The sequence below is a fragment of the Rhodohalobacter mucosus genome (genome assembly GCF_003150675.1).
Taxonomy (GTDB): Bacteria; Bacteroidota; Rhodothermia; order Balneolales; family Balneolaceae; genus Rhodohalobacter; species Rhodohalobacter mucosus.
In genome coordinates, this window is the sequence record NZ_QGGB01000008.1 from 255,097 (window position 1) to 281,163 (window position 26,067).

26 protein-coding genes are annotated in these 26,067 nt (G+C 44.8%); 19 read left to right on the forward strand and 7 right to left on the reverse strand.

Annotation, left to right across the window (positions count from 1 at the left end; all coding sequences use genetic code 11):
• Positions 1 to 5: 5 nt before the first annotated feature.
• Positions 6 to 842 (reverse strand): enoyl-ACP reductase FabI, encoded by an 837-nt coding sequence (locus DDZ15_RS12260; RefSeq protein ID WP_109647390.1) that lies wholly within the window; start codon positions 840 to 842, stop codon positions 6 to 8.
• 350 nt (positions 843 to 1,192) lie between these two features.
• Between DDZ15_RS12260 and ffh the strand changes: the two genes are divergently transcribed.
• The 6 genes from ffh (at position 1,193) to DDZ15_RS12290 (ending at position 5,960) form a co-directional block, all read left to right on the forward strand.
• A complete protein-coding gene (gene ffh / locus DDZ15_RS12265) occupies positions 1,193 to 2,533 on the forward strand; it encodes a signal recognition particle protein (RefSeq protein ID WP_109647391.1) in 1,341 nt (446 codons plus the stop codon).
• Between the two features lie 37 nt (positions 2,534 to 2,570).
• Entirely contained in the window at positions 2,571 to 3,569 is a 999-nt protein-coding gene (gene rpsP, locus DDZ15_RS17040) for a 30S ribosomal protein S16 (protein WP_109647392.1), read from the forward strand.
• Positions 3,570 to 3,596: 27 nt separating this feature from the next.
• On the forward strand, positions 3,597 to 4,136 hold the full coding sequence (gene rimM, locus DDZ15_RS12275) for a ribosome maturation factor RimM (protein ID WP_109647393.1): 540 nt from the start codon (positions 3,597 to 3,599) through the stop codon (positions 4,134 to 4,136).
• 9 nt (positions 4,137 to 4,145) lie between these two features.
• On the forward strand, positions 4,146 to 4,838 hold the full coding sequence (gene trmD, locus DDZ15_RS12280; RefSeq protein WP_109647509.1) for a tRNA (guanosine(37)-N1)-methyltransferase TrmD: 693 nt from the start codon (positions 4,146 to 4,148) through the stop codon (positions 4,836 to 4,838).
• A 23-nt stretch (positions 4,839 to 4,861) separates the two neighbouring features.
• Positions 4,862 to 5,236, forward strand: a complete 375-nt coding sequence (gene rplS, locus DDZ15_RS12285; protein WP_109647394.1) for a 50S ribosomal protein L19 — start codon at positions 4,862 to 4,864, stop codon at positions 5,234 to 5,236.
• 163 nt (positions 5,237 to 5,399) lie between these two features.
• Positions 5,400 to 5,960, forward strand: coding sequence for an adenylate kinase (locus tag DDZ15_RS12290; RefSeq protein WP_109647395.1), 561 nt, complete (start codon positions 5,400 to 5,402; stop codon positions 5,958 to 5,960).
• Between the two features lie 82 nt (positions 5,961 to 6,042).
• Here DDZ15_RS12290 and DDZ15_RS12295 read toward each other — a convergent pair whose 3' ends face one another.
• Both DDZ15_RS12295 and dtd read right to left on the reverse strand, forming a co-directional pair.
• The gene (locus DDZ15_RS12295) at positions 6,043 to 6,936 is read right to left on the reverse strand and encodes an alkaline phosphatase family protein (protein ID WP_109647396.1); all 894 of its coding nucleotides are present in this window, start codon (positions 6,934 to 6,936) and stop codon (positions 6,043 to 6,045) included.
• The gene (gene dtd / locus DDZ15_RS12300) at positions 6,933 to 7,382 is read right to left on the reverse strand and encodes a D-aminoacyl-tRNA deacylase (RefSeq protein ID WP_109647397.1); all 450 of its coding nucleotides are present in this window, start codon (positions 7,380 to 7,382) and stop codon (positions 6,933 to 6,935) included. The genes DDZ15_RS12295 and dtd overlap by 4 nt, the downstream gene beginning before the upstream one ends.
• A gap of 461 nt (positions 7,383 to 7,843) precedes the next feature.
• Here dtd and purM point away from each other — a divergent pair, with 461 nt between their 5' ends.
• The 3 genes from purM to DDZ15_RS12320 all read left to right on the forward strand — a co-directional run bounded on the left by purM (position 7,844) and on the right by DDZ15_RS12320 (position 10,158).
• Positions 7,844 to 8,848 (forward strand): phosphoribosylformylglycinamidine cyclo-ligase, encoded by a 1,005-nt coding sequence (gene purM / locus DDZ15_RS12305; protein ID WP_109647398.1) that lies wholly within the window; start codon positions 7,844 to 7,846, stop codon positions 8,846 to 8,848.
• A 197-nt stretch (positions 8,849 to 9,045) separates the two neighbouring features.
• Positions 9,046 to 9,765 carry an SIMPL domain-containing protein gene (locus DDZ15_RS12315; RefSeq protein WP_109647399.1) on the forward strand — a complete coding sequence of 240 codons (720 nt, stop codon included), beginning with the start codon at positions 9,046 to 9,048 and terminating at the stop codon, positions 9,763 to 9,765.
• A gap of 48 nt (positions 9,766 to 9,813) precedes the next feature.
• Positions 9,814 to 10,158, forward strand: a complete 345-nt coding sequence (locus tag DDZ15_RS12320) for an AtuA-related protein (RefSeq protein WP_109647400.1) — start codon at positions 9,814 to 9,816, stop codon at positions 10,156 to 10,158.
• 153 nt (positions 10,159 to 10,311) lie between these two features.
• On the opposite strand, the gene DDZ15_RS12325 is transcribed toward DDZ15_RS12320, so the two are convergent.
• The gene (locus tag DDZ15_RS12325) at positions 10,312 to 12,306 is read right to left on the reverse strand and encodes a M12 family metallo-peptidase (protein ID WP_158278708.1); all 1,995 of its coding nucleotides are present in this window, start codon (positions 12,304 to 12,306) and stop codon (positions 10,312 to 10,314) included.
• Positions 12,307 to 12,513: 207 nt separating this feature from the next.
• Positions 12,514 to 13,866 carry a R2-like ligand-binding oxidase gene (locus tag DDZ15_RS12330; RefSeq protein ID WP_109647402.1) on the reverse strand — a complete coding sequence of 451 codons (1,353 nt, stop codon included), beginning with the start codon at positions 13,864 to 13,866 and terminating at the stop codon, positions 12,514 to 12,516.
• 138 nt (positions 13,867 to 14,004) lie between these two features.
• On the opposite strand from DDZ15_RS12330, the gene mnmG reads away from it, so the two are divergent.
• The 3 genes from mnmG (at position 14,005) to DDZ15_RS12345 (ending at position 17,602) form a co-directional block, all read left to right on the forward strand.
• Positions 14,005 to 15,894, forward strand: a complete 1,890-nt coding sequence (gene mnmG, locus DDZ15_RS12335; protein WP_109647403.1) for a tRNA uridine-5-carboxymethylaminomethyl(34) synthesis enzyme MnmG — start codon at positions 14,005 to 14,007, stop codon at positions 15,892 to 15,894.
• 9 nt (positions 15,895 to 15,903) lie between these two features.
• Positions 15,904 to 16,545 (forward strand): RsmG family class I SAM-dependent methyltransferase, encoded by a 642-nt coding sequence (locus DDZ15_RS12340; protein WP_158278709.1) that lies wholly within the window; start codon positions 15,904 to 15,906, stop codon positions 16,543 to 16,545.
• 94 nt (positions 16,546 to 16,639) lie between these two features.
• On the forward strand, positions 16,640 to 17,602 hold the full coding sequence (locus tag DDZ15_RS12345; protein WP_242979015.1) for a helix-turn-helix transcriptional regulator: 963 nt from the start codon (positions 16,640 to 16,642) through the stop codon (positions 17,600 to 17,602).
• 169 nt (positions 17,603 to 17,771) lie between these two features.
• Here the strand turns inward: DDZ15_RS12345 and gyrA are convergent, their stop codons facing one another.
• On the reverse strand, positions 17,772 to 20,240 hold the full coding sequence (gene gyrA, locus DDZ15_RS12350; protein ID WP_109647405.1) for a DNA gyrase subunit A: 2,469 nt from the start codon (positions 20,238 to 20,240) through the stop codon (positions 17,772 to 17,774).
• Positions 20,241 to 20,363: 123 nt separating this feature from the next.
• On the reverse strand, positions 20,364 to 22,304 hold the full coding sequence (gene gyrB, locus DDZ15_RS12355) for a DNA topoisomerase (ATP-hydrolyzing) subunit B (protein WP_109647406.1): 1,941 nt from the start codon (positions 22,302 to 22,304) through the stop codon (positions 20,364 to 20,366).
• 269 nt (positions 22,305 to 22,573) lie between these two features.
• Between gyrB and rpmB the strand changes: the two genes are divergently transcribed.
• From rpmB to DDZ15_RS12390, 7 genes are all read left to right on the forward strand, one after another.
• Complete coding sequence (gene rpmB / locus DDZ15_RS12360) at positions 22,574 to 22,819, forward strand: 50S ribosomal protein L28 (protein WP_109647407.1); 246 nt, start codon at positions 22,574 to 22,576, stop codon at positions 22,817 to 22,819.
• Between the two features lie 4 nt (positions 22,820 to 22,823).
• Entirely contained in the window at positions 22,824 to 22,988 is a 165-nt protein-coding gene (gene rpmG, locus DDZ15_RS12365) for a 50S ribosomal protein L33 (protein WP_109647408.1), read from the forward strand.
• A gap of 8 nt (positions 22,989 to 22,996) precedes the next feature.
• Positions 22,997 to 23,167 carry a DUF4295 family protein gene (locus tag DDZ15_RS12370; protein WP_109647409.1) on the forward strand — a complete coding sequence of 57 codons (171 nt, stop codon included), beginning with the start codon at positions 22,997 to 22,999 and terminating at the stop codon, positions 23,165 to 23,167.
• A 117-nt stretch (positions 23,168 to 23,284) separates the two neighbouring features.
• Entirely contained in the window at positions 23,285 to 23,743 is a 459-nt protein-coding gene (locus DDZ15_RS12375; protein WP_109647410.1) for a GatB/YqeY domain-containing protein, read from the forward strand.
• Positions 23,744 to 23,755: 12 nt separating this feature from the next.
• Positions 23,756 to 24,319, forward strand: a complete 564-nt coding sequence (locus tag DDZ15_RS12380) for a CvpA family protein (protein WP_109647411.1) — start codon at positions 23,756 to 23,758, stop codon at positions 24,317 to 24,319.
• A complete protein-coding gene (gene tyrS / locus DDZ15_RS12385) occupies positions 24,316 to 25,530 on the forward strand; it encodes a tyrosine--tRNA ligase (RefSeq protein WP_109647412.1) in 1,215 nt (404 codons plus the stop codon). Before DDZ15_RS12380 ends, tyrS begins: the two co-directional genes overlap by 4 nt.
• A 41-nt stretch (positions 25,531 to 25,571) precedes the next feature.
• A complete protein-coding gene (locus DDZ15_RS12390) occupies positions 25,572 to 26,036 on the forward strand; it encodes a MarR family winged helix-turn-helix transcriptional regulator (RefSeq protein WP_109647413.1) in 465 nt (154 codons plus the stop codon).
• The last annotated feature ends 31 nt before the right edge of the window (positions 26,037 to 26,067 follow it).

Below are 26,067 nucleotides of genomic sequence, written 5' to 3' on the forward strand. Positions count from 1 at the left end.
CCGGGTTATTCGCTGCCCTCTGCATAAATTTTTGCAAGGTCATCAATCATCTCTTCTGAAATCCCGGAGGTTACAAACCCGCCATCGTGATACAGGTTCTGCATCGTCACTTTACGGGTCAGGTCCGAAAAGAGGGTGACGCAGTAATCAGCACACTCGTCGGCGGATGGATTTCCAAGCGGAGCCAGTTTCTCTGCAAACGTATACATACCGTCAAAACCCTTGATCCCCGTACCGGCGGAGGTTTTTGTCGGAGCCTGTGATACTGTATTTACACGAATGCCGCGTTTTGCAAGACGGCTGCCATAATTTCTTGCTATACTTTCAAGAAGTGCTTTTGCATCGTTCATATCGGAATATTTGGAGAAGATCCGCTGGGCACCGATATATGACAGCGCAACCACACTGGCGCCCTCGTTAAGTACCCCGTTCTTTTCAGCGTAGTTCAAAACCTTGTGAAGTGAGATCGCGGATATATCAAGGGTCTGGTTCAGCCAGTTGTAGTTAAGATCATTGTACTCTTTCTTTTTCCTGATATTTGGCGACATCCCGATAGCGTGGAGAATGAAGTCGACCCCTCCCAGCTCTTCTTTTGTTTTTTTCATCAGCTCGTCCACCTCATCCTCCTTGCTCACATCACAGGGGATAATCGGTGCGTCCGTTTCTTCTGAAAGAGCATTCAGCGTTCCCAGCCTAAGGGCTATCGGTGCATTCGACAAAACGAAATCAGCTCCTTCACGCTTACATGCGAGGGCAATACGCCATGCAATGCTGCGCTCATCCAAAGCACCAAAGATTATTCCCTTTTTTCCCTTTAAGAGTCCATATCCGGTTTCAGTCATTGTAGTCAGTCCGTTCAAAATTTTGAGATTCGTTTATCAAGCAGAAGATAACAAATCTGAAGTCGTGAAAAAGAATCCCGGATTTTCCTTTTCATCCTGCTGTACACGTCAATGACTGATACTTTTCGGCCCGGTTGTATTCACTGTCCGTGGATAACCTGTGAAAATCTATCGGAATTACTCTTCATAATCTGCGTAAATGCTCCATTTGAAGGCAGTCTATATGGCGGGGAGTATATATAAAAATATTCATTCCGAATGTTGATAATTGAAGGGGATGTGCTTACCTTTTGAGACTCTGCATCAAACGATGCTGAACTTCTTTATTTATTTACTCTAACGACTGTGTAATGTTTGAAGATTTGTCTTCTAAAATAGAATCAGCCGTTCAGACCCTGAAGGGTCAGTCCAGGATCACTGATGTTAATATAGCCGAAACCGTTCGGGAAATACGGCGCGCTCTCCTCGATGCAGATGTGAACCTCGATGTTGCCAGGGAGTTCACCAACAATATTAAAGAGAAAGTGATGGGTTCCGGCGTACTCACCAGCGTCAACCCGGGACAGCAGTTTACCAAAATCGTTTATGACGAAATGGTGCAGATTCTCGGTGAAACCCGGTCCGATATCGCTGTTGCAAATACGCCGCCCACCGTTATTTTGATTGCCGGTCTTCAGGGTTCGGGTAAAACAACTTTTTCCGGAAAGCTTGCACGATATCTAAAAACTGAAAATAACAGAAATCCCATTCTGGCCGCCGCTGACGTCTATCGGCCGGCCGCCATCAATCAGCTTAAAACGCTGGCCGACGATATCGGGGTCCCGGTTTATTCCATCGAACAAAAAGACCCGGTCCGCGTTGCCAGGGAAGCCGTTTCCATGGCAAAAAGCCTGGCTCTCGATACAGTAATTATCGATACGGCAGGCCGTATGCATGTAGACGAGCAGATGATGAATGAAGTGGCGGAAATCAAAAAAGCCGTCAACCCGCACGAAATACTGTTTGTTGTAGATGCTATGACCGGCCAGGATGCGGTAAACACAGCGAAAGCATTTAATGAAACGATCGATTTTGACGGTGTTGTGCTGACAAAGATGGATGGAGACACCCGGGGAGGAGCTGCACTCTCTATCCGTTCCGTTGTTGAAAAGCCGATTAAATTCATGAGCACGGGTGAAAAGCTGGATGCTCTCTCTCCATTTTATCCCGATCGTCTGGCTCAGCGAATTCTCGGCATGGGCGATGTAGTTTCTCTGGTTGAAAAGGCTCAGAAAGAGTTTGATGAACAACAGGCTGAAAAGCTCCAGAAAAAGATAAAGTCCGACAAGTTTGATCTGAATGATTTCTACGAACAGATTCAGAAGATCAAGAAAATGGGAAATGTTGCCGATCTGGTCGGTATGATTCCCGGTGCAGATAAAGCTCTTCAGGACGCTGATTTTGACGAAGATTCTTTTAAGCCCATTGAAGCGATAATCAGCTCTATGACACCTGAAGAACGCGAGGATCCGTCACTGCTTAACGGAAGCCGCAGAAGGAGAATTTCAAAAGGTTCCGGCACTACGGTTCGGGAAATAAACGAACTGATGAAGCAGTTTGACCAGATGAAGAAGATGATGAAGACAATGTCAAAAATGAATAAAGCGGGCCGTGCCATGCAAGGCCTGAAGAACCTGCCTTTTGGGCGATAAAAATTATACGTAAACAAACCTTACAAGGAGTACATCATTGATTAAATTAAGATTACAGCGAAAAGGAAGAAAAAAGAGGCCATTCTACCACATTGTGGTGGCAGACAGCCGGTCGCCAAGAGATGGCCGGATTATTGAACAACTTGGCCGTTTCGACAATGTGAGCGAAAACAAGCAGCTTACATACGACGAAGACCGGGTTATCCACTGGCTCCGCATTGGCGCCCAGCCGAGCAATACTGTACGGAATATCCTTCAAAAAGAAGGGATACTCTATAAAGTACATCTGATGCGCTGGGGTAAAAGCGAAGAAGAAATTGAAGCCGCCCTTGAGGAGTGGAGATCACAGCGTACAGCCCGTGAATCAGAGAAAGATGTAAGCAGAAAAACGCAGCAAAAAGAGCTGCTGAAAGCGGAAGAGAAAGAGTATAAGAAACAGCTTGAAGAGAAAGCTGCAGCTGCCGCTAAAGAGCTTGAAAAGAAAAAAGAGGAAGAAGCCAAAGCCAAGGCCGAAGAGGAAGCAGAAGCCCAAAAAGCCGAACAGGCTGAAGAGGCCCCTGAAGCTGCTGAAGCATCTGAAACTGAAGCGGAAACCGCTCCGGAAGAAGAAACTGAAAAAGCAGCTGCTCCCGAAGAAGCGGAAGAAGAAAAAGCAGCGGCTGAAGAGGAAGCAACCTCTGATGAAGCAGAAGAGGAGGAAGCCAAGGCTGAAGAGTCCAAAAAACCTGAAGCTGAAGCACAGCCCGAGGAGCAAGACGTCGCAGAAGAAACCGAAACCTCAGAAGAGCAACCGGAAGCTGCAGAGGAAGAGACGCCTGATGAAACCCAGGCCGAAGCTGCACCTGAAGAGGAGGCTGAAGAGAAAGAGGAAGAGGAGGAAAAAGCTCCTGCCTCTCTTTCAACCGATATGAATGCCAATGAGGCCATAGATCACATTAAGAACACGCCCATTGATGAGCTGAAAGGATTTGTTCCTGAAGATGAGGAACGGGTAACTGTGCAGCGTGCATGGGAAGCTAAACAGGCTGAAGATTAACACTGAATATGATAAATACGGCCGGCAATGAAACCTTCGGCAGATAACCGGTTCACGGAAATCGGCCGGCTCGGAAAGGCTCACGGACTTCAGGGTGAAATCCGTTTCTTTCCGAACAAACTGTTTGATCCCGGCCTGTTTGACCAGGTTTCGATTTTTTACATGAAAAACCGCCGGTCTGATATGGTTCCGGTTCGTCTGATTAATTACCGGACTGAAAACAAGCAGAAGCAAGTATTGTTCTTTGTAAAATTTGATATGATCACCACACGAAGTGATGCGGAAGAGGCGATGGACAAAGCCCTCTATGCAGATCGGTCTGAACTGGAATCCGTTGTGACTGAGCAGGAGGGTACCGCTGATGCAGATCTTACAGGCTATGCGGTGTTTTGCAATGGGAAAAGATGGGGTGAAGTTCTGGATGTACTCGACAACCCCGCGCATCCCATTCTCGAAATGCGTGTTGAATCAGGTGCACTCCTGGTTCCATATGTAGACGAGTACGTAGAAAGCGCTGACCATGAAGAAGGTGCAATCTATTGCAAAAACCTTAACCAACTGATCTAACCCTCTATGCTGCGGATAGATATCATTTCCGGTGTACCCGAGCTCCTCAGGAGTCCGCTGGAGCATAGCATAGTGGCCAGGGCCAGGGAGAAGAAGCTTACGGAAATCTTTATTCATGATTTACGCGAGTATTCTGACGACAAGCACCATAAGATCGATGATTATCCCTACGGTGGCGGAGCGGGAATGGTTTTATCACCGCAACCCATTTTTTCGTGCATAGAAAAACTGATGTCGGAAAGAAGTTACGATGAGATCATTTTTACTGCCGCAGACGGGGTTCCTTTTAAACAGCAGCACGCGAACGAACTATCCGTCAAAAAGAATATCATTATTCTTTGCGGACACTATAAAGGAGTGGATCAGCGCGTCAGGGATATGCTGATAACCCGCGAATTTTCTGTCGGCGATGTAGTGCTTTCCGGAGGTGAACTTCCCGCACTGGTTATTACCGATGCCGTTGTTCGCCTGATCCCGGGATCGCTGGGAGATGCGGAGAGCGCATTGACGGATTCGTTTCAGGATGACCTCCTGGAACCGCCTGTTTATACAAGGCCGTCTGTGTTTAAAGGGGCCGCAGTACCGGATGTGTTGCTCTCAGGGGATCATAAAAAAATTGAAACATGGCGTTCAGATATGGCAATTGAGCGAACCAGGGAACGAAGACCCGATTTATACAAAAAATTTAAAAAGAAAAACTAAAGCCCAGTAACGAGGACAAAATCATGGACAAACTAAAATTAGTAGAACAGACCGTTGTACGCGACGACATACCGGAGTTTAATGCCGGCGACACTGTAAATGTTCATTACCGTGTTCGTGAAGGGGAGAAGGAACGTATTCAGCAATACGAAGGCGTTGTTATTAATGAGCGCGGAAGTGGAGCCAATAAAACGTTTATCGTTCGTAAAATGTCCGGAAGTGTGGGCGTTGAAAGAATTTTCCCCCTCTATTCACCATTTATTGCCAAAATTGATGTGAAGAAAAGAGGCCGTGTCCGGCGCTCGAAGCTCTTTTATCTCCGAGAGCGGCGTGGTAAATCAGCCAGAATTCGTGAAAAGGATTCTATCAATAAGAATCAGAATAAGGACAAGGAGTAATCTCCTGAAAAGCGGTGATCGTTCAGACATCGCTTTTTTTGTTCTGTGGTGATGATGAATGTCCGGATCTAATCTGCTTTTTGTCAATTCACCTCAGATTCACACGATTCTGTTTACTTACAAACTGAGGTACGAAAACACTATCTGAAAACCAATTTCAGGAATGATGAATATTATCTTATTTGGCCCGCCGGGAGCCGGAAAAGGAACACAGGCTGAAAAAATATCTTCTAATTTTAATCTTCCCCATCTGTCAACAGGCAATATCTTCAGGGAGAACATTAAAAATGAAACCCCTCTTGGAAAGAAGGTTAAATCCATCATGGATTCGGGGAATCTGGTGCCGGATGAAACCGTGGTTGAACTGGTTGCCAGTGAGCTCGACAAACCTATGTATGACAATGGCGTAATACTGGATGGCTTTCCCAGAACGGTTGCACAGGCAAAAGAACTGGATAGCTATCTGGAAAAAAATGACAAGCAGATCGATGCATTCATCACGCTTGAAGTACCGGAAGAAGAGCTAATCAGCCGTATTTTGAACCGCGGTGAAGGCAGAAGCGACGACACCCCGGAAAAAGTAAAAACCAGGCTCCAGGTTTATCGCAATGAAACCAAGCCCGTTATGGATTACTACGAAGAGAAGGGAGCCGTGCAGAAAATTGACGGTGTCGGCAGTGTGGATGAAATCTTCAACAGAATCAAAGATGCTGTTTCTGAATAATAGTTACAGCATCCGAATACATTCACTATAGTAGTGTACTTAAAAATCCCCGCTACATTTTCTTGGCGGGTTTTCTTATATCTCAATTTTCTAATAGCCGGATGATGGCCGGCGCTACATCCGTAATACGCTTGCTCTCCCGGAAAGGCTCAACATCTCCTTTCACAAACAATGGAACCGGATTTCTTGTATGAGTTCTGACCGACAAGTCCTCCAGGTTCCCGTGATCACTTGTAAGAAGAAACGTATCCGTATGATCGAGCTGTTTTAATATACCCGATAAAAAACGATTCAAATCGGTCAGTATCTTCTCAGCTTTTTCAAAATCCATTTCATGGCCCGCTTTATCGGTCAGATAATACTCATAGAGTACAAGATCATGCGCATTAAGCGAATCCGTTACCCTTTCAGAAGCTTCTTCGGGGGTTATCAGGGGCACATCCAGGCCAAGCATCTCCCTCCATGCATATTGGGTAATTTCAGCCGTAACCGCTGTACCGTTTAATATATCATCGATCGTATTCAGTCTTACACCGGCCGATCTGGCCATAAGTGTAGTTGAAGTCCACCTGTTTTTTTTGGATGATTTTCTGAAAAAGATGTCGGGGTAAGCATTCAGAAAATGGGGTTTTTTACCAAGTTCAATTACTTTGTGAAACAGGCTTTGATTCTCCAGAATAGGCTTGGTGGTTGAATATGGATAAGGGCCGAAATGCTTGCCAATTAGCTTTGAAGCATTTTCACCTGAAAAAAGGCTAACCTGTCCCGTACCGCTTTGAGGAAGTCCCTCTACCCCCAGGTTCGCATCCAGCATTTTATACAGTGTGTTTTCTGTAACCCTCTCTTTACATCCTGAATGCAGGCCATCACAGCCTGTGAAGTGGGAAAAAGCGCTCCATTTATCTGAACTGAGCGGATTTTGAGAACCTTTATCTCCAACTCCCACTCCGTCAACAAAGATAAATACCACACTCATTGCGCCTCTTTTTTAATAATAAGTGTAACCGGTCCGTCATTCACAAGTTCTACATCCATCATGGCTCCAAAAACCCCTGATTCAACATTGAGATCGGTTCTTTGTCTGAAAATTTCGATCATCCGTTCATAAATGGGTTCCGCTGCCTCTGGCGGTGCAGCATCCGTAAACCCGGGCCTCGTGCCTTTTCTTGTATCACCGTAGAGGGTAAACTGGGATACCACAAGTATTTCTCCATTAACATCCTGTACCGAACGGTTCATCAAACCCTCCTGATCATTAAAAATCCTGAGCTTCATAATTTTATTGCAGCACCATTCAAGCTGCTCATCGGTATCGTCTGCATGTATTCCAGCCAGTAGAAGAAGCCCGTGGCCAATTTTACCGATTATTTCTCCATTTACGGTAACCGATGCTCTTTTAACGCGCTGGACTACAATTTTCATTTGTTGAATAACTTGTGGATAAAACGGGATTTCTATGTGGAAAACGAGTGACGGCTAAATTATGTCATATTTCTCCACAACAATTAACATCTGTTCAGGGTTACCAACAGTTAAAAAGAATAACCCGGTTCGTGAACGAAGATGATCCAAAAGATAGGTGTGAAATATGCAAAATGTTAATTACTTAAAATACCACTCCATAACTAATTGATATTATTGATATAAATATCAACAATGTTGTTCACATCCGATCCCCTTTTCAGAAACGGATCAGGAAAACTTTTTTATCCACATATCCACACGGTTCTACTACTATACAACAAAATCAAAATTTCATTTTTTCAGTAATTACCTGTGGAAAACCTTTTGGAATAAAGGAAAATGTGAACCCTGTTTCTTTTTATATTTGATCGGAAAGGTAGTCCGATCTGAAGCAACTTAATTAAATTCCTTTAAAATCTGTGTCTGAAAAAAAGTTCACCTATAAAGATTCCGGAGTCGACATACAGGCAGGAGAAGATCTTGTCAATTCAATAAAAGATGTTGTAAAAGAGACTCACAATGCAAATGTGGTAAGCAATATCGGTGGATTCGGCGCTCTTTTCTCTGCGGATTTTAAAAACTTACGTAATCCGGTGCTTGTAAGCAGCGTAGACGGCGTAGGTACAAAACTGATCGTTGCCTTTAAAACAAATACCTATGATACGGTTGGCCAGGATCTGGTAAATCATTGTGTAAACGATATAGCCGTTTGCGGTGCCACACCTCTCTTTTTTCTAGACTATTTTTCTACCGGAAAACTGGAGCAGCATATAGGGTACGATGTTATCAGGGGCTTTGCGAAAGCTTGTAAAGAGAATGGAGTGGCGCTGATTGGCGGTGAAACGGCAGAAATGCCCGATATCTACCAAAAGGGAGAGTTTGACCTGGCCGGTACAATTGTAGGAGTTGTAGACAGGGATGAGCTGATCACCGGCGAGCAAATCCAAAAAGAAGATCTTCTGATTGGCTTTAAAAGTACAGGTTTGCATACCAACGGTTATTCTCTGGCAAGAAAAGTTCTTTTCAGTAAGTTTGACGTAAATGACACTCCTGAAGAACTGAGCTCCAGTATTGGTGAAGAACTGCTAAAAGTTCATAAGTCCTATCTGCCCCTTATTTCCCGCCTCAGGAACAAGAAAGGCATCCATGGATTCTCACACATCACAGGTGGCGGTATCGAGGGAAATACAAAACGTATTCTGCCGGACGGCCTGAAGCTATCGGTTAAGTGGGACAGCTGGGAAAGGCCTTCTATCTTTTCCCTGATCCAAAAACTTGGAAATGTTCCTGAAGAGGATATGAGAAGTTCTTTTAACCTGGGAATCGGGTTGATTGCAGTAATCTCAAAAGACGCTCTTTCCGAGATGGAAGATGTATGCAATGAACTCGGGGAAGAGTGGATCCAAATTGGCAAAATTGTCTGATTGAACCGATTGCCCGAAGGCTGATTCTATTCAAAAGCGATGCAGTAGAGCATGAAGTGCTGGTGACACATGTTCCCAGGTACAGTTTTACCGGATGGCTCTTAAAAAAGAGCCCGATTTGCTGTATACCTGAAATTCACATTGTGAGCCGGGAAACTTTTCACACTCACACCGATTAAATACCCTTAAAAAAAGCGATGAACGGAAATTGGATTAAAGCAGCGGTAGTAACGGGACTCTCATTTATTTCGGGACTATTTATACTTGGAACCTATATCCACAGCTCAGTGGATACGTTTAAACAGTATGAACGTACAGTAACAGTTCGCGGACTCTCTGAGCAGGAACACAGGGCAGATATTGTGATCTGGCCCATACAGTTTACGGAGGCAAGCAATGATCTTCAGGAGATTTATACATCCCTGGATGAAGGGGCTGAAAAAATAAGAAGTTTTCTTATCGATTCAGGTCTTACACATGAGGAGATATCCGTTTCCTCTCCCGTGGTTACCGATCGCTCGGCGCAGCGCTACGGAACGGATGGTTCGATGCAGTTCAGGTACGTTGCAACGCATACCGTAACGGTCTATTCAGATCAGATTGAGAAGGTAAGAGAAATCATGAGCAGCATAGCTGATCTGGGCCGCCAGGGTATTACGATCAGCGGTGATGAATTTTCAAACAGAACGGAGTACCTGTTTACACGTTTGAATGATGTAAAGCCGATGATGATTGAAGAAGCGACGATTGAAGCGAGAAAAGTAGCAGAAAAATTTGCAGAGGATTCAAACAGTAAACTTGGTAAAATTAAGACAGCTTCACAGGGACTCTTTACGATCTCGCCACGTGATAACAACAATCCGCACATCAAAAAAGTGAGGGTGGTATCCACCATTGTTTATTATCTGACGGATTAGGTATCTTTTTGGTCAATATTCATCCTGCTTTGAAGTAAGAAATAATTTATGCCAAAAGTTAAACTGATAGAGATAGCCCACGGAAGGAGCGGTGACAAAGGGAATGGATCCAATGTAGGCATAATTGCACGTCACCCCGACGTATATCCCTTTTTGGAAAAAGAGCTGACGGCCGAAAGAGTCAAGGACCACATGAAGCACATTTGCAAGGGAAAGGTTGAGCGATACGAGATGGAAAATATTGGAGCGCTGAATTTCATTCTGAATGAAAGTCTCGGGGGCGGGGGTACCGTATCCCTGAAGCTGGATGCGCAGGGAAAAACACACGCCTCCACAATGCTTCGCATGGAACTGGATGTTCCGGATCATTTGATCGCTTTGGTCAAAGACTGAATCAGTCAGGTGCCGTTAATGGCGCACGTATGTTTTATGGAAGACCTGTTTGACGTATAAGTTGGTTGAAAGGTGTACCTCCGCCGGCTGCCCGATGGCAATTAAGGAAGAGGGACATTCTTGGTTTAATTGCTTGCTTTAACCGATGTTGTGTTATTTAAGAAGCAGCATTTTTTCAAACTTCACTTCACTGTCTGTTGCAAGCCTGTAAAAGTAGACTCCCGATGAGAGTGCAGAAGCGTTGTAGGGTATTTCGTAATATCCCACGGTAAGCTGGTCGTCAAACACGGTGGCGACATGAGCGCCGGCAGCGTTGAAGACGTCAATTTTGACTCTGGATGTTTCGGGTACAACAAGAGGTATGCGTGTTTGATTGTTAAACGGATTCGGATAGTTGTTCCCCAGCAGTGTTTCGGCCTCTGTGAAGAGAAACTCAATTTCGACGGGATTTCCGACAACCAGATCTTCAGCTACAACAGAATATTGAATAGTCTCTTCACGATCGTGCGTTATCGAAAAACTGGCTTCTCCGTTACTGTCGGTTATATTGTTGACAGCTTCGACATTTGAAAAACCATCCTGTTCAATAAGCACCTCCACTCCGCTTACCGGTTCAAGCCGGCTGTCACGAAGGGTAACATCGATCCGGCTTTCCTGCTCTCCCGTTGCCAGCACACGATTTCTTTCTACGGAAACAAGAGAAGAAACAGAGCTTATATCCACGGTTGTAAACGATATATTATCACCGTATGACGTACCACCTGTGTTTCTAGCATAAGCCCTGGCATAGTATGTAGTATTTCCATTTAGGCCTGTAAGATCTACGGTAAATGTTGAACTGCTCAGCAGAAATTCCTGGCACGTATCAAGTACCGTAGGATCAGGGCTGGTATCCCAGCATATTCCGCGGCCTGTAATACTGCTGCCGCCAATATCGACAATGGTACCCGTACCTACGGCTTTTCCGGCGGTGATGTCAAAAATAGCATCCGTCTGTACAACGGGCGGATCCGAAGCTACCCTGTATTGGGATATGGCATGCTTGATTTCTCTCATACTCCGGGCATTGTCAGCCGGTGCGCCATTGGCAATGTACGATCCGGTTGCCACTCCCTGAAAGGTGACATCCGGGTTTGAAAAAATCTGTACGCCCGCAGCACCCTCGTTATAGGTCATAACGGAAACATACTCCTGGTTATCCTGGCCTGTCCATCTCCAACCGGTTGAGTAGGGAAACAGGCCGCCTGTTCCACCGGCTGCATTTTGGTTTTGAAGGCGGCTGTGTGCATTCCCCATGTTATGTCCCATCTCATGTGCATGAGTCGTCCCTGCAGCCTGCTGTACACGGGTGAGAGAAAAACCGAATCGGTCATCACCGTTCGTGCTGGTGTTTAACCAGCCTAACCCGCCAACCGCATCAGTAAAAATAAAAAGGGCAACAAGATCCGCTTTAAATTCATCTCTCCAGTCGTGTACTTCATCCATATATCCCGAATACTGTGTACCAAGACCGTTAAACTGAGGAGAAGTGGTCAGCCTTCTGAGGTCTGTACTTGGGCTGTCACTCTCCTGATAATCTACTTCAGAAGCATAAACCAGGCGAAATTCAATACCAATATTGGAGTTATCTGCAGAATTTTGTGCAACGGCCATCGATTGATTGACAATATTCTCTATACCGCCGTTAATGTCCGCCCATGATTTTGCACGGGGCGTGTACACGATCAGGACATCGATTACAGCTTCATCATCCACACCCTGTTCCTGCAGATCGAAACCCATCGCTTTGTTGGTCGACTGAACCGTATGATCTTCATGTATTCCGCAGGCAATCTCATCTTTTTCGTGCGGATCGACCTGAATAAAGGAGTGCTGTCTTTCCTGTTCAGAGTAGCGAATTTCGAAAAATTCATGATCCGTAAAATTATGGATAGATGAGAGAACCCTGTCATCGGAAAAGGAAAGGGTAAAGGAGTTCAACTTGTCACCATTTAGATAGGCTGTTACAGACCAGTCTCCGTTGTAGTGTTCCATTACCCTTCTTACTGTTACCTGATGGGTATCTTCATCAAAATCGGTTATCTCAAATGATCTGATTTGTTCGCGGCGCAGCTGGTCGAGAAGTTCCTGATTCAGATCAATAGACATCCGGCTGAGCTCGGATTTTGATTTAGAAGCCCATTGTGTTTGAACGGTGTTTGTGCTGTTAAATAGCTGAAGGTCACTAACTTGAGCAAACAAACTCTCTGTTAGGAAAAACAACAGGGCAAGAGTAAGAAGGCTTGTAACATTTACTTTCATGGAATTGGGATCGGTTTGTACATCTACTTAAAAAAACGATATAATATAAAAGAATCAGTTATTTAATTTTAACTTTTCCATACGGTGCTGAAATTGTTTGATTGCGTAATCTAAAAACCACTCCTCTTCAAGCCCGAATGGAACAGTATCGTAACGGTCAAATATCTCGTGAATAATATTGGTTGCATCGGTCAGGAGTTCATCAAGGAGGTTCTCAAAAGACGGATGAAGATCCTCGTTTTCTTCAAGAATCCTGTTAATCAACCAAAGTCCGTAAGCAATATGTCTCGATTCGTCTTGCTTGAGTTTCAAAACTCCTTCACGAAGGCCCGGCATTAAATCATGATCGTCCAGCATTTTGTAATAGGCTTCATATCCTGTTTCTGCCAGTGTACCCTCCACAATCATATTATAGGTTGCGGAAGCCCTCAGCTGCACGGCGGGTGAACGATCATGATCAAGGGCCGATAATGCCTGAGGCAATTTTTCATAAAACAGTTTTTTATAAAACGGACCGTGAAACCGATCTGCATCCGGTTGGGTTTTTATGACCTCCATAACGAATCTCGCAAAGAATTCAGTATGTTTGGCTTCTTCCCACAAAAATGATGTGATGTAGATCTCTTCTTCAATGCGTCCTTCTTTTGCAATTACGCGTATCAGCGGAAGCAGATCTAACGTGACGGCTTCCTCTCCGGCCAGAAAAAGTGAAGAGAGATGCATAATAATGGTTTGTTCATCCGCACTCATGTTTTTCCAGTCTGATCGATCCTTTTCAAAAGATATATCTGAAGGATTCCACACACCATAAATTTTGGCCTTCTGAAAAAGCTTCATTGGAAAGGACTCAAAATCCAGGCCCTTTGTTACGGTTGAAAAGCGTTCATGTGGTTCGGATGTCGGGCGGTTGTTGCCAATATTGGATTCCTGCTCAGATACGTTTGGGATTTGGTCACCGCTATTGGAAGGAGCTGCGTCAAGGAGGGCCTTTGCAGCGCCTGCGTTTGACACAAGCAGGGTTTTGCTCCCTTTTTCCAGTTTGAGCTTGCCGTTTAACAAAAACAGGGTTGGATTCTTCCCCGATTGGAGCAGTTGCAGCCAGCTCTTTTCTGATGCAGACAGAACCACGCAATTTGTTTCGATGTCATCAGAAACTGCATATCTGAGTTCCGTACATGTACCGGACCTCAGGTCAAGATAAATTCCAACGCTGTTCTTGCTTTTGAAAAAGTCGGGTAACGGCTTAAAAAGAAGTATAAGAGGAATATTCCATGCAGCTGCCTGTTTACTGTATGATTCACTTTTATTTATGGATTTTCTCCATTCCTGAAGCCATGAGTCGGAAAATAAATGGCCTTCATCTTTATTTTGTTGTCCTTTTATAAAATACTCTTTAAACGGATTCATAGAATTGCTCCTGGCACGGTTTTATCATATATCGATGTGGGAGGCTAAAACGTTTAGATATTCAAAATAAAGCGATATTTTTACTGAAGTTGAAAAGCTTTTGTATAAAACAAATAAAATAATAAAAAACAGTAACATATGGTAAGTTTATATCCCACATATGATGTGATAGTGGTGGGAGCGGGTCATGCGGGCAGTGAAGCAGCCGCTGCGTCAGCCCGGATGGGAGCAAAAACTCTTCTCATTACGATGAATATGGATGCGATTGCTAAAATGTCGTGTAATCCGGCTATGGGGGGTGTGGCCAAGGGCCAGCTTGTAAGGGAAATTGATGCCCTTGGGGGGCTAAGCGGTATTGTAAGTGACAAAAGCGGTGTTCAATTCAGAATGCTGAACCGGTCGAAAGGCCCGGCCATGTGGAGCCCAAGATGCCAAAGTGATCGGATGCTTTATGCAAAGATCATGAGAGAAGAGCTCGAAAAGATACCGGGGCTTCATTTCAGACAGGATAACGTAACGGCGGTTCTCACGGATGATGCGGGAAAGAAGGTTACCGGAGTGGCAACGCAGACTGGTCAGGTTTTTGAAGCTGATTCAGTAATTTTAACAAGCGGAACGTTCTTAAACGGTATTATTCATATTGGTGAAAGTCAGTTTGGTGGAGGGAGATCCGGAGAGCGCGCATCTGTTGGAATATCAGGGGCTCTGGAAAAACTGGGATTTGAAGTAGGGCGATTAAAAACCGGCACGCCCCCCAGGATAGACGGCAGGTCGATTGATTACTCTAAACTGGAAATTCAGTATGGTGATGAGGACCCAAGCCCGTTTTCCTTTATGACGGACAGCCTTCCGGGTATTGATGATCAGCTTACATGCTGGATTGGATATACCAATCATGACGTACATGAAATGCTGAAAACAGGCTTTGACCGGAGCCCGATGTTTAATGGGCGGATACAATCCGTAGGGCCCAGGTATTGTCCCAGCATAGAAGATAAAATTGATCGTTTTGCAGATAAGGATCGTCATCAGCTGTTTCTGGAGCCTGAAGGCTGGCATACATACGAAATGTATCTAAATGGATTTTCTACGTCACTACCCGAAGATGTTCAGTATCATGCACTTCGAACGATTCCCGGCTTTGAGGAGGCGATCATGCTGCGGCCCGGGTATGCAATTGAATACGATTACTTTCCACCCTATCAGGTTAAGCGCAGCCTTGAAACCAAACTTGTGGCAGGACTCTTTTTTGCCGGACAGATTAACGGTACCACAGGTTATGAAGAGGCGGCTTGCCAGGGGCTGATGGCCGGAATAAATGCAGCTCTTTTTATTGAAGGAAAAGAGCCGTTTGTGCTTAAAAGGTCGGAAGCCTACATAGGAGTACTGATTGATGACCTGATCAACAAAGGTACTGAAGAGCCTTACAGAATGTTTACCTCCAGGGCCGAGCACCGGATATTGCTTCGCCAGGACAATGCTGATCTTCGGCTGACTGAACTGGGATGGCGAATAGGCCTTGCCGGTGAAAAGCGCTATAACCGGTTCAAAAAGAAAAAAGGGGAGATTGACAGGCTCTACGATCTCATCAGTGAGTATACGGTTCGTCCTGAACAAATGGACCCAATGCTTGAAAAGAAAGGAACCAGCCCCCTAAAACAACCTGTGAAAGCTAAATCATTAATACCAAGGCCTGAACTGCATATACAGGATATTATAGAAGCAGATTCGGCGCTTGAAGAAAGTGTGCGCGAAATAACAAACGACAGATATGTTATTGAGCAGGTTGAAATTCAGATCAAGTACGATGGATATATACGCCGGGAATTTGAGATGGTAGAGGAGATGAGCCGCCAAGAGGATACCCGTATTCCGCAAAAGATCAATTACAGCAATATCAAAAGCCTCTCCTCTGAAGGAAAGAGCAAACTCGAAAAGATCAAACCGGAAACCATCGGGCAGGCTTCGCGCATCAGCGGTGTGTCACCCAGTGATGTTGCGGTATTAATGGTTTACCTAAAAGGGTAGGTGTTTCACGTGAAACAGTCTGTAAAAGAAGTCAATATAGGCCTTAACGTGCTGGAAGATGCCGTTGCGCTCTACAACAAGCACGCGGAGAGGCTGGAGGAATATACCGATCTGCTGCTCGGGTGGAACGACAAAATCAACCTTGTAAGCCGGAATGTTTCACGTGAAACATTGAAAGAGCACATCATTCATTCACTCATTCCGGCGGGGATGGGCTTATTGAAAAGTCACGACAGATGGATCGATACGGGTTCGGGCGGCGGGCTTCCGGGAATACCGCTGGCCATTTGTGAAGGCCAAAAAAAATGGATTCTGAATGATAACGTCAGAAAAAAAATGAGAGTAGCGCAGGACATTATAGATACGATGAGCCTGGAAAACTGCAGTGTAGCGGCAAAGAGTATTTCACTTTTTGATCTTGCGAAGGGTGACGGGATTGTAACCAAACATGCATTTAAAGTCGATGATCTAATCCGGCTGCTGGGAAAAAAACCGTGGCAAACTATTTTAATGTGGAAAGGAGCTGAGGAGGCATTGAAAGAGGTAAAGTCAGTAGGAAAAAACATGAATGTTACCCTGTATCGTTTTGAGTTTGGTAAAATGAACCCGTTTTATGAAGGAAAAGCTCTCCTGCTGCTGAAGAAGAAATAAGCACGCATAGTGGAAGCAAATAAAAATGAATGTTTTGAAAGGCTGAGATCCATTCAGGGCCGGCGCCTGAAGTCACCTATAAACCCATACCAGAATGTCACGACTAAAAAGTTCAGAGAGGAGGATGAAGCTGATACTCATGCTCCAGCAATCTAAAAAGAGGATCACCGTGGATAAGCTGGCAGATATGTTTAATGTCAGCAGGCGAACTATATTTAGGGATTTCAATGCTTTATCGGATCTAAAAGTGCCTGTTACGTGGGATGAATTCAATGGCTATGGTATCATGGAAGGGTACAAAATTCCACCGTTGATGTTCACCACCGAGGAACTCGCTACGATCATGGTAGGGCTTAATTTCGTGAAGTCCCAGGTTGACAAAAAGCTTGCAGAAGACGCAAAAGGGGTAGAGCTGAAAATAAAAGAAGTAGTGAATGATGAACTTAGAAACTTTATGGATTCACTCGAAAATAAAACGGTAGTGGACCCCTTTCTGCACTTTGGCCATGAGAAAAAAGATGGCGGGAATTGGTATATCGTGAGCAGCGCAATTTCCAGGCAGAAGTCTTTGAGATTTGTATACCGGAGTAAAGGCGATTCAACGGAAACAGAACGATTGATCGACCCCTATCTGATCGTTTTTTACAAAGACCATTGGAATGTAATCGGTTATTCTCATAAACGAGCCGCGATTCGAAACTTTGTGCTTGATCGCATGAGCGGAGTAGAAATTACAGACCAAAAATTCGAGCTGAAAAGCGAAATTAACGCAGAGGCCCTGATTTTTAATTCTAACGAGTCCGGACAAAAAATAGAGGTACTGGTAGGCAAAGAAGCAGAGCGCGCGTTTATGGCAAACCTGCCAACTAAGATTATTAGGAAAGAAGCGATAAACTCTAAAAAAATTAAAGTGGAGTTCCGGTTTGAAAGCCTGGACTATTTAAACGACTGGCTGCTTCAGTTTGGGGATAAGGTAACTGTACTATCTCCAAAACAGTTGATACGAAAAAGAGAAAGACTCATCAGCAGCATGATGGAAAACTTACATTCATCCTAGCCGCGGAACTTACCTATACTTTGGAATGGAAGAGTGCAAACGATCCGGCTCTGAATCACTCTTGATTATTGGTGCCGGATGCTGATAGCCGGTTTGATATTCAGAAAATAAAAAAGGCTCCGAAGTGGAGCCTTTTTTATTAAGATAAATCGCAACTGTAAAATATGATCTATTCTACAGTTGGTGCCTCGTCATCATCTTCTTCATTTACGACCCTGGTGACTGCTGCAATCTTACCTTCGTCATCAAGTCGCATGATACGGACACCCTGGGTATTTCGGCCCATGGTTCGAATACCTTTACACTGCATGCGGATTACCTTGCCGCTGGTTGTGATTACCATCAGGTCATCCTTGTCCGATACCTCCTTCAGTGCAATCAGGTTACCGGTTTTAGGAGTTACCTTCAATGTAATCACGCCTTTACCTCCCCGGCTCTGTTCACGATAATCATCCACGAGTGATCGTTTTCCATAGCCGTTTTCTGAGATGGCAAGCACAGTTGCTTCATGTGTATTCTTTATGACAACCATGTCGACCAGTTCATTGTCTTTGCCAAGACTCATGCCGCGAACGCCGGATGTGTTGCGGCCCATTTCGCGGGCTTCACTTTCGTGGAAGCGAATTGCCCGTCCATTTTTATTGGCCAGGATGATATTGCTGTCACCGTCGGTTAAGGCAGCGCCGAGAAGACTGTCGCCGTCCTTAATATTTATCGCAATTATTCCATCCCTGCGCGGCCTGCTGTAGGCTTCAAGCGTTGTTTTCTTCACCTGGCCTTTTTTGGTGGCCATGATAATGGAGTGGTTTTGGATGTACTCTTCATCATCGAGAGTTTTGACGGGCACAAATGTTTTTATGCTATCGTCTTTTTCAATGTCTATCAAATTAACGATAGCGCGCCCTCTGGCCAGACGGGATCCTTCCGGGATTTCGTACACTTTCAGCCAGTAACAGTTGCCTTTTTCTGTAAAGAAGAGAATATAGTTGTGGTTCGTTGCAACAAAAAGGTGCTCTACATACTCATCGTCTTTGGTAGTGGTACCTTTCATCCCTTTGCCGCCTCTCCGTTGTCTGCGATAACCGCTGACGGGCATTCTTTTGATGAAGCCCTTATTGGAAATGGTAACCACTACATCCTCATCGGCAATCATATCCTCTACGCTGAAGTCATCAGCGGAGTATACAATCTGTGTCCTGCGCTCATCGCCGTATCGATCCTTGAGATCGAGAAGTTCACTTTTGATAATTTCATTTTGTTGATTGCGGTCAGAAAGTATTTGCCGGAAATCAGCGATCTTATCCACAATATCCCTGTATTCCTGGTCAATTTTTTCTCTTTCAAGCCCGGTCAGTTTCTGAAGGCGCATATCCAGAATGGCTTTAGCCTGAATGTCGGTCAGCGCAAACTTGCGGCGCAGCTCTTCGTTGGCTTCCTGTGGGTTTTTGGAAGCGCGAATGGTTTTGATCACCTCATCAAGATTATCAAGGGCAATCTTGAGTCCTTCAAGAATGTGGGCACGGGCCTCAGCCTGATCCAGGTCATATATGGTTCTGCGGATAATAACTTCAACCCGGTGCTCAATAAAGTGCTCAATCAGCTCTTTTAGCGCCATAACTTTCGGCCGGCCCTTAACCAGAGCCAGATTGATAACGCCAAAGGTTTGCTGCATCTGGGTATACTTGTACAGCTGGTTCAGTACAATCCCCGCATTGGCACTGCGCTTCAGAATGATTACAATTCTCATTCCCTCGCGATCCGACTCATCACGGATCTCCGAGATATCGGTAATTTTTTCGTTATGAACCAGGGTGGCAATTTTTTCAATAAGGGTAGCCTTGTTTACCTGGTAGGGAATCTCGGTTACAACAATCTGTTCACGGGAATTGCGGAGTTCTTCAACATTGGCCCGTGCACGCATGGTAATTTTCCCGCGGCCGGTTTCGTAGGCCTCTTTTACGCCCTCATATCCGTAAATGATGCCGCCCGTTGGGAAATCAGGAGCGGAAATGTGCTCCATCAGCTTGGAGGTTTCAATATCCGGATTATCAATAACGGCTACCGTTCCGTCTACAACTTCTTTCAGGTTATGGGGAGGCATGTTTGTTGCCATACCCACTGCAATTCCGGATGCACCATTCAGTAACAGGTTTGGCAGCATTGAGGGAAGAACGGTGGGCTCGGTAAGGGTATCATCGAAGTTGGTCTGAAAATCGACCGTCTCCTTATTGATATCCGTAAGAAGTTCTTCTGCAATACGCTGCATTCTCACTTCGGTATATCGCATGGCAGCTGCAGAGTCGCCGTCAACGGAACCGAAGTTACCCTGACCGTCCACCAATGGATAGCGAAGAGAAAACTCCTGCACCATTCGCACTATGGAGTCGTAAACGGCAGAATCGCCATGCGGGTGATATTTACCCAGAACTTCACCGACAATACGGGCACTTTTCTTGTAATTTCGGTTATGAAGCATTCCGAGGTCACTCATACCGAAGAGAACCCGCCGGTGCACCGGCTTCAGTCCGTCACGAACATCAGGCAGTGCACGGGATACAATGACCGACATCGAATAGTCGATGTAGGACGATTGCATTTCATCTTCAATTGTAATGGGGATGATTTTTTCGCTGGCCATTTATTGAATAGTATTGAGTAGTGAGTTTTGAGAAGTAAGGGCGTGGAAGCGCAAGGTGTAATATGCGGACAACCAGGCCGGATTCAACAGTCAGTTTTTAACTTTCCATGATTCCGCTTCACTTTAAATATCAAGTGTGGCGTATTTGGAATTTCGTTCTATAAATTCCCGCCGCGGTTCAACGTCATCGCCCATCAGTGTTGAAAACATCTTGTCGGCTGCCGCTGCATTTTCGACCGTCACCTGTTGAAGCGTTCGCGTTTCGGGATCCATGGTTGTTTCCCAAAGCTGGTCAGGATTCATTTCTCCAAGACCCTTGTAGCGGGATACGTCAAACTTCTTTTTCGACTTTTTGAGTTCTCTGATAATTTTATCGCGGGTTTCATCATCCCAGGCATACTGAATTTCTCCCCTTGTACTGGTGATTCTGTATAGGGGTGGCGTGGCTATATATATATGCCCATGCTCTACAAGGGGGTGCATATAGCGGTAGAAAAAAGTAAGCAGAAGAGTACGGATATGTGAACCATCCACGTCTGCATCTGTCATGATGATAATTTTGTGATAGCGCAACTTATCGATTTCAAACTCCTCTTCGTGCCCCACACCCGTACCAAGGGCCGTAATCATAGCTTGTATCTCCTTGTTTTCAAGGATTTTATTGATTTTAGCTTTTTCTACATTCAGAATTTTACCACGCAGCGGCAATATAGCCTGGAAACTTCTGTTGCGTCCCATTTTTGCGGATCCGCCGGCAGAGTCACCCTCAACCAGGTAGATTTCGCTATGGGCAGGATCCTTGATCGAGCAGTCGGCCAGTTTTCCGGGAAGGCCGCCGCCGCTCATAACGCTTTTACGCTGAATGAGCTGCCGGGCTTTTCTGGCAGCTTCCCTTGCCTCCGCTGCAAGAACTACTTTTTCAAGTATTTTCTTGGCGGTTTTGGGATTTTGCTCCAGGTATTCATTCAGTTTGTCATATACAATGATTTCAACTGCGCTCTGAACTTCTGAATTACCCAGCTTGGTCTTGGTCTGTCCTTCAAACTGCGGTTCAGCAACTTTTACACTGAGAACACAAGTCATTCCTTCCCGGAAGTCTTCTCCGGAGATCTGAATCTTGCTATTCGACTTTATAATCTTATTCTTTTCCGCATAATTCTTGAAACAGCGCGTGAGTGCACGTCTGAAGCCGGAAATGTGGGTACCGCCCTCGCGTGTATTAATGTTGTTTACATACGAGTGCACATTCTCAGTATAGCTGCTGCTGTACTGCATGGCGAGCTCAACGGGAACGTTCTCCAATTCACCCTCAATGTATATGGGGTCCGACATAATCGGGTCGCGGCTTTCGTCCAGGTAGCGAACAAAATCCTTTACTCCGCCTGCAAAATGGAATTCCACTTTATAGGTATCACTGTCTTCCTCTTCCCGCTCGTCAATAATTTCAATGTGGATCTGCGGATTCAGGAATGCAAGTTCACGCATTCTGTCTGCGATGATATCAAACTTAAACTCGGTTGTTTGAGTGAAAATTTCCGGATCAGGCGTGAAGGTGATGATCGTACCGTTCTCTTTCGTTTTGCCGGTTTCCTTAAGGGGAACGGTAGTTATCCCTTTTTGAAACTCCATCACATAGATTTTTCCATCTCTGTGAATTTCAGCGCTGAAGTGAGAAGAAAGAGCATTAACACAGCTCACACCCACGCCATGAAGACCGCCGGATACCTTATATGAATCTTTATCGAACTTGCCACCGGCATGCAGCTTGGTTAGTACCACTTCCACTGCAGGCATTTTCAGTTTAGGATGCTCATCCACCGGGATTCCGCGGCCATTATCCATAATGGATATGGTTCCGTCTTTTTTAATGGTGAGCCGGATGAAATCACAATGCCCTGCAAGTGCTTCATCAATGGAGTTGTCAACAACTTCATTGATCAGGTGATGAAGACCGCGCTGCCCGGTATCACCGATGTACATTGAGGGACGTTTTCGGACGGCTTCAAGGCCCTCCAGTACCTGAATATTGGACGCTTTATAGTCAGATCCTTTTTTCTTTGCCATGAATGGGGGATGAGTAATATTTTTAATAGCCTCTGAGACGCCCTAAAATACCGCTAAAATGAGCAAAATCAAAAAAAGGTATAGTTTTTATTCGGGGAGGGAGTGGTAGGGGTTGCAGGGGTGAATCAGGCGTTTTTTAGGGAGGGTAATCAAGTGTAGCGCCGTATTGACCAAAGTATAGGCAAATGAATTGATAAAAATGCATTGAATTTAAATTGATTAAGCGGTAATTTTGGTGTCTATCAAAAAATTCAGCTAATACGAATATTATGGCACGCAAGGACGATATAACTGGAGACAAGCCGCTGAACGGTTATCGCTCTTCCAAGGCGAACAACAAGACCAAACACCGTTTCCATCTGAATCTGCAGAAGCGGCGTTTTTATATCCCTGAAGAAGATCGCTGGGTTACTCTGAAAGTGACGGCTAAAACACTCCGTACGATAAACAAGAAAGGGATCACAGCTGTACTCAAAGAGGCCAGAAAAAAAGGAACACTACTAAAAGAGGTATAGTAAAATGGCAAAAGGCAATCGCATACAGGTTATACTTGAATGCACAGAGAAGCCAGGCAGCTCCAGGTATGTTACAATGAAAAACCGCAGAAATACTACGGAAAGGCTGGAACTGAAGAAATACAATCCTGTTCTCAGGAAACACACCGTTCATAAAGAAATCAAATAAGCGGAACCATGGCAAAGAAACAGGCATTTGGTGAAGAAGCACTCGCGCTGAAACAGTCTCAGCGTAAAATGGCAAAGGTTATCATATCTACAAAGAATGAGAGGGGCAAGTACTCTTTCAAGGAGACTATGATAGACCAGGATGCTGCAAAGGATTTTATCCAGAGAAATAAAAAGTAATTCTCTCTTTTTAAGAGCAGAAGGAAAGTAAGGTTCCACCCCGCAACGTTTCGGGATGGAACCTTTTTTTTTGCTTACATTCATTAAATTGAACACATAAGGGAAAGGAATAGATTTATGGATATCAAAGAAACCATTCTCAGTGATCTGAAAAAGGCGATGAAAGCAAAGGACGCAGATAAGCTCAGGGTCCTCCGTTCGCTCAAATCCAAACTCCTTGAAAAAGAGATAAGCATCAGGTCGGGGGGTGAGGGAGATATCACCAACGAACAGGCTGTTGAGGTTCTGATGAAAGCAGCCAAACAACGCAGGGAATCAATTGACCAGTTTGAAAAAGGGGGAAGGGATGACCTGGCAGAATCTGAAAAAGCGGAACTGGAAATTATTGAATCCTATCTTCCCAAAATGATGGACGATGAGAAGATCCGGGAAGAAGTGAAGGCTCATATTGATCAAACCGGCGCATCCGGCATGGCTGATATGGGGAAAGTTATGGGCGCGATGATGGGACGGCTGAAAGGCAAGGCCGATGGGTCGGATGTAAGCAGAATCGTGAAAGAAGAACTTTCAAGATGATTCAGGAAAAGCATGAACACCCTTGATTTTATTATCCTTCTGCCGATAGCCTATTTTGCCTGGCGAGGATTTATGAATGGATTTATAAAAGAAATCCTGAGTATCGCAGGTATCGTGATTGCTGTATTTCTCACATTCGAATATATGGCGGATGTATCCAGAATGTTTCGGCCTATCTTTTCAAATGGAAGTCAGGCAACCATCGCAGCGGGCATATTTATTTTTGTATTGACGGTGGCAATGGCTCAATTCATTGCTTATGCAGCGGGCAAGTTCCTGGAGCTCATCAATATTAATTTTATAAACAAACTGGTGGGTCTTATTTTTGGTTCCCTGAAATCAGGAATCATAGTAAGTGCATTTCTGCTGCTTCTGGCGGGCTTTAATCTGCCGGGTGAAACAGCAAGAAATGAGTCGATATCATACCCCTATGTAATATATCTGGCACCGGCTGTATTTGATTTGGCTTCAGCGGTCTACCCGGGAGCTGAAAACTTTATCGAAACCATTGAAAAAACCCTGGAAGAAAATAATCCAATACGAAATTTACCACTATTTGAAGACAGCGATTCATGAGCAGCTTTCTATCTGTTAAGGAACAATTAAGCGTAATCAAAAGAGGAACGGTTGAAATTGTTCCGGAACAGGAACTGATTGAAAAACTAAAGACTTCACGAAAGGAAAATCGTCCTCTCAGAATAAAACTGGGCTGTGACCCTACCCGTCCGGACCTTCACCTGGGTCATTCCGTCATTTTGAGAAAACTGAGGCAGTTTCAGGACCTGGGTCACCATGTCATTTTGATAATCGGCGACTTTACAGCGTTGATAGGAGATCCTACAGGCCAGAATAAGACACGCCCCTCGCTTACTGAAGAGGAAATCCGCGAAAACGCTAAAACCTACCTTGACCAAGCGGGTAAGATACTTGAAAGGGATAAGACAGAGATTATCTATAATTCGGACTGGTTACGCCCCATGAGGTTTGAGGATGTGATTCGCCTATGCTCCAAACTTACGGTAGCCAGAATGATCGAAAGGGATGATTTTTCAAAGCGCTTCAACAACAACGAGTCCATTTCTCTTCACGAATTTCTATACCCGCTAGCCCAGGGACAGGATTCGGTTCACCTGAAATCGGACGTGGAGCTGGGGGGCACCGATCAGAAGTTTAATTTGCTGGTTGGCAGAGATCTGCAGAGGGATGCCGGACAGGAACCTCAGGTTTGTCTGATGATGCCACTGCTTGTGGGCACAGACGGGTCGATGAAAATGAGTAAATCGTACGATAACTATATCGGAATAGACGAACCGGCAAATGACATGTACGGGAAAGCGCTATCCATACCCGACGATTTGATTTATCCATACTTTGAACTGGTAACGGATGTGGACCAGGAGAATCTGGAAGACGTCAGACAAAAAGCGGAAACCGATCCCAGAAATACCAAGCATGAACTGGCCTTCACGCTTACCCGGATGTATCATGGGGAAGAGAAAGCGATTGAAGCCAGAAAGCATTTTGAAAAAACGGTTATTAATAAAGACATTCCGGATGATGCACCTGTGCTTGAGTTCGAGGGGGGAACGTCACACCGTTTGATGGATATTATTTCAGATGCCGGTCTCACCTCAAGCAATGGTGAAACAAAGCGCATGATGAAACAGGGCGGCGTAAGTATTGACGACCGTAAGATTAAAGATCCGAATTTCGAAATTACATTTAAAAAAGGAGATGAACTTGGCCTGAAAGTAGGTAAAAGAAAGTTCGCAAAGCTGGTTTCCTGAGGAGGCTTCAGGGTAATTGCCAATCACTTTCACCATTGACTATGGGAACTCATTATTCCGGTTCGAAGTCGGAAATTCATACACTGAACGCTTTCATAAAACTTATGAGGGCCAGTGAATCAATCAATACACGACTGAACAGGCACCTTTCAGATGCCGATCTGACCCTTAGCCAGTTCGGTACGCTGGAGGCTCTCTTCCATCTGGGGCCTCTTAACCAGAGAGCCATTGGTGAAAAGATCCTGAAAAGCGGCGGGAACATAACGATGGTGGTGGATAATCTCGAAAAAAGCGGATTTGTTGTAAGAAAAAAAGACCCAACCGACCGCAGGGCTGTATTGATACACTTGACAAAAAAGGGAGAAGAATTTATCAGTGATTTCTTTCCCAAACATCTTGAGAAAATTAAAGAAGAGTTCAGCGTACTATCCGACGGGGAGAAAAAGACACTGGCTGAATTGTGCAAAAAATTGGGTGTACGCGACAAAGAGCAGAATGATGAATAATGGATAAAGATAAAACACCGCTAATGCTGTA

Coding starts and splice junctions, on each gene's coding strand:
- DDZ15_RS12260 (WP_109647390.1), bottom strand. CDS start 842: ATGACTGAAACCGGATATGGACTCTTAAAGGGAAAAAAGGGAATAATC.
- ffh (WP_109647391.1), top strand. CDS start 1,193: ATGTTTGAAGATTTGTCTTCTAAAATAGAATCAGCCGTTCAGACCCTG.
- rimM (WP_109647393.1), top strand. CDS start 3,597: ATGAAACCTTCGGCAGATAACCGGTTCACGGAAATCGGCCGGCTCGGA.
- rplS (WP_109647394.1), top strand. CDS start 4,862: ATGGACAAACTAAAATTAGTAGAACAGACCGTTGTACGCGACGACATA.
- DDZ15_RS12290 (WP_109647395.1), top strand. CDS start 5,400: ATGATGAATATTATCTTATTTGGCCCGCCGGGAGCCGGAAAAGGAACA.
- DDZ15_RS12295 (WP_109647396.1), bottom strand. CDS start 6,936: ATGAGTGTGGTATTTATCTTTGTTGACGGAGTGGGAGTTGGAGATAAA.
- dtd (WP_109647397.1), bottom strand. CDS start 7,382: ATGAAAATTGTAGTCCAGCGCGTTAAAAGAGCATCGGTTACCGTAAAT.
- DDZ15_RS12315 (WP_109647399.1), top strand. CDS start 9,046: ATGAACGGAAATTGGATTAAAGCAGCGGTAGTAACGGGACTCTCATTT.
- DDZ15_RS12320 (WP_109647400.1), top strand. CDS start 9,814: ATGCCAAAAGTTAAACTGATAGAGATAGCCCACGGAAGGAGCGGTGAC.
- DDZ15_RS12325 (WP_158278708.1), bottom strand. CDS start 12,306: ATGTCTATTGATCTGAATCAGGAACTTCTCGACCAGCTGCGCCGCGAA.
- DDZ15_RS12330 (WP_109647402.1), bottom strand. CDS start 13,866: ATGAATCCGTTTAAAGAGTATTTTATAAAAGGACAACAAAATAAAGAT.
- mnmG (WP_109647403.1), top strand. CDS start 14,005: ATGGTAAGTTTATATCCCACATATGATGTGATAGTGGTGGGAGCGGGT.
- DDZ15_RS12345 (WP_242979015.1), top strand. CDS start 16,640: ATGTCACGACTAAAAAGTTCAGAGAGGAGGATGAAGCTGATACTCATG.
- gyrA (WP_109647405.1), bottom strand. CDS start 20,240: ATGGCCAGCGAAAAAATCATCCCCATTACAATTGAAGATGAAATGCAA.
- gyrB (WP_109647406.1), bottom strand. CDS start 22,304: ATGGCAAAGAAAAAAGGATCTGACTATAAAGCGTCCAATATTCAGGTA.
- rpmB (WP_109647407.1), top strand. CDS start 22,574: ATGGCACGCAAGGACGATATAACTGGAGACAAGCCGCTGAACGGTTAT.
- rpmG (WP_109647408.1), top strand. CDS start 22,824: ATGGCAAAAGGCAATCGCATACAGGTTATACTTGAATGCACAGAGAAG.
- DDZ15_RS12370 (WP_109647409.1), top strand. CDS start 22,997: ATGGCAAAGAAACAGGCATTTGGTGAAGAAGCACTCGCGCTGAAACAG.
- DDZ15_RS12375 (WP_109647410.1), top strand. CDS start 23,285: ATGGATATCAAAGAAACCATTCTCAGTGATCTGAAAAAGGCGATGAAA.
- DDZ15_RS12380 (WP_109647411.1), top strand. CDS start 23,756: ATGAACACCCTTGATTTTATTATCCTTCTGCCGATAGCCTATTTTGCC.
- tyrS (WP_109647412.1), top strand. CDS start 24,316: ATGAGCAGCTTTCTATCTGTTAAGGAACAATTAAGCGTAATCAAAAGA.
- DDZ15_RS12390 (WP_109647413.1), top strand. CDS start 25,572: ATGGGAACTCATTATTCCGGTTCGAAGTCGGAAATTCATACACTGAAC.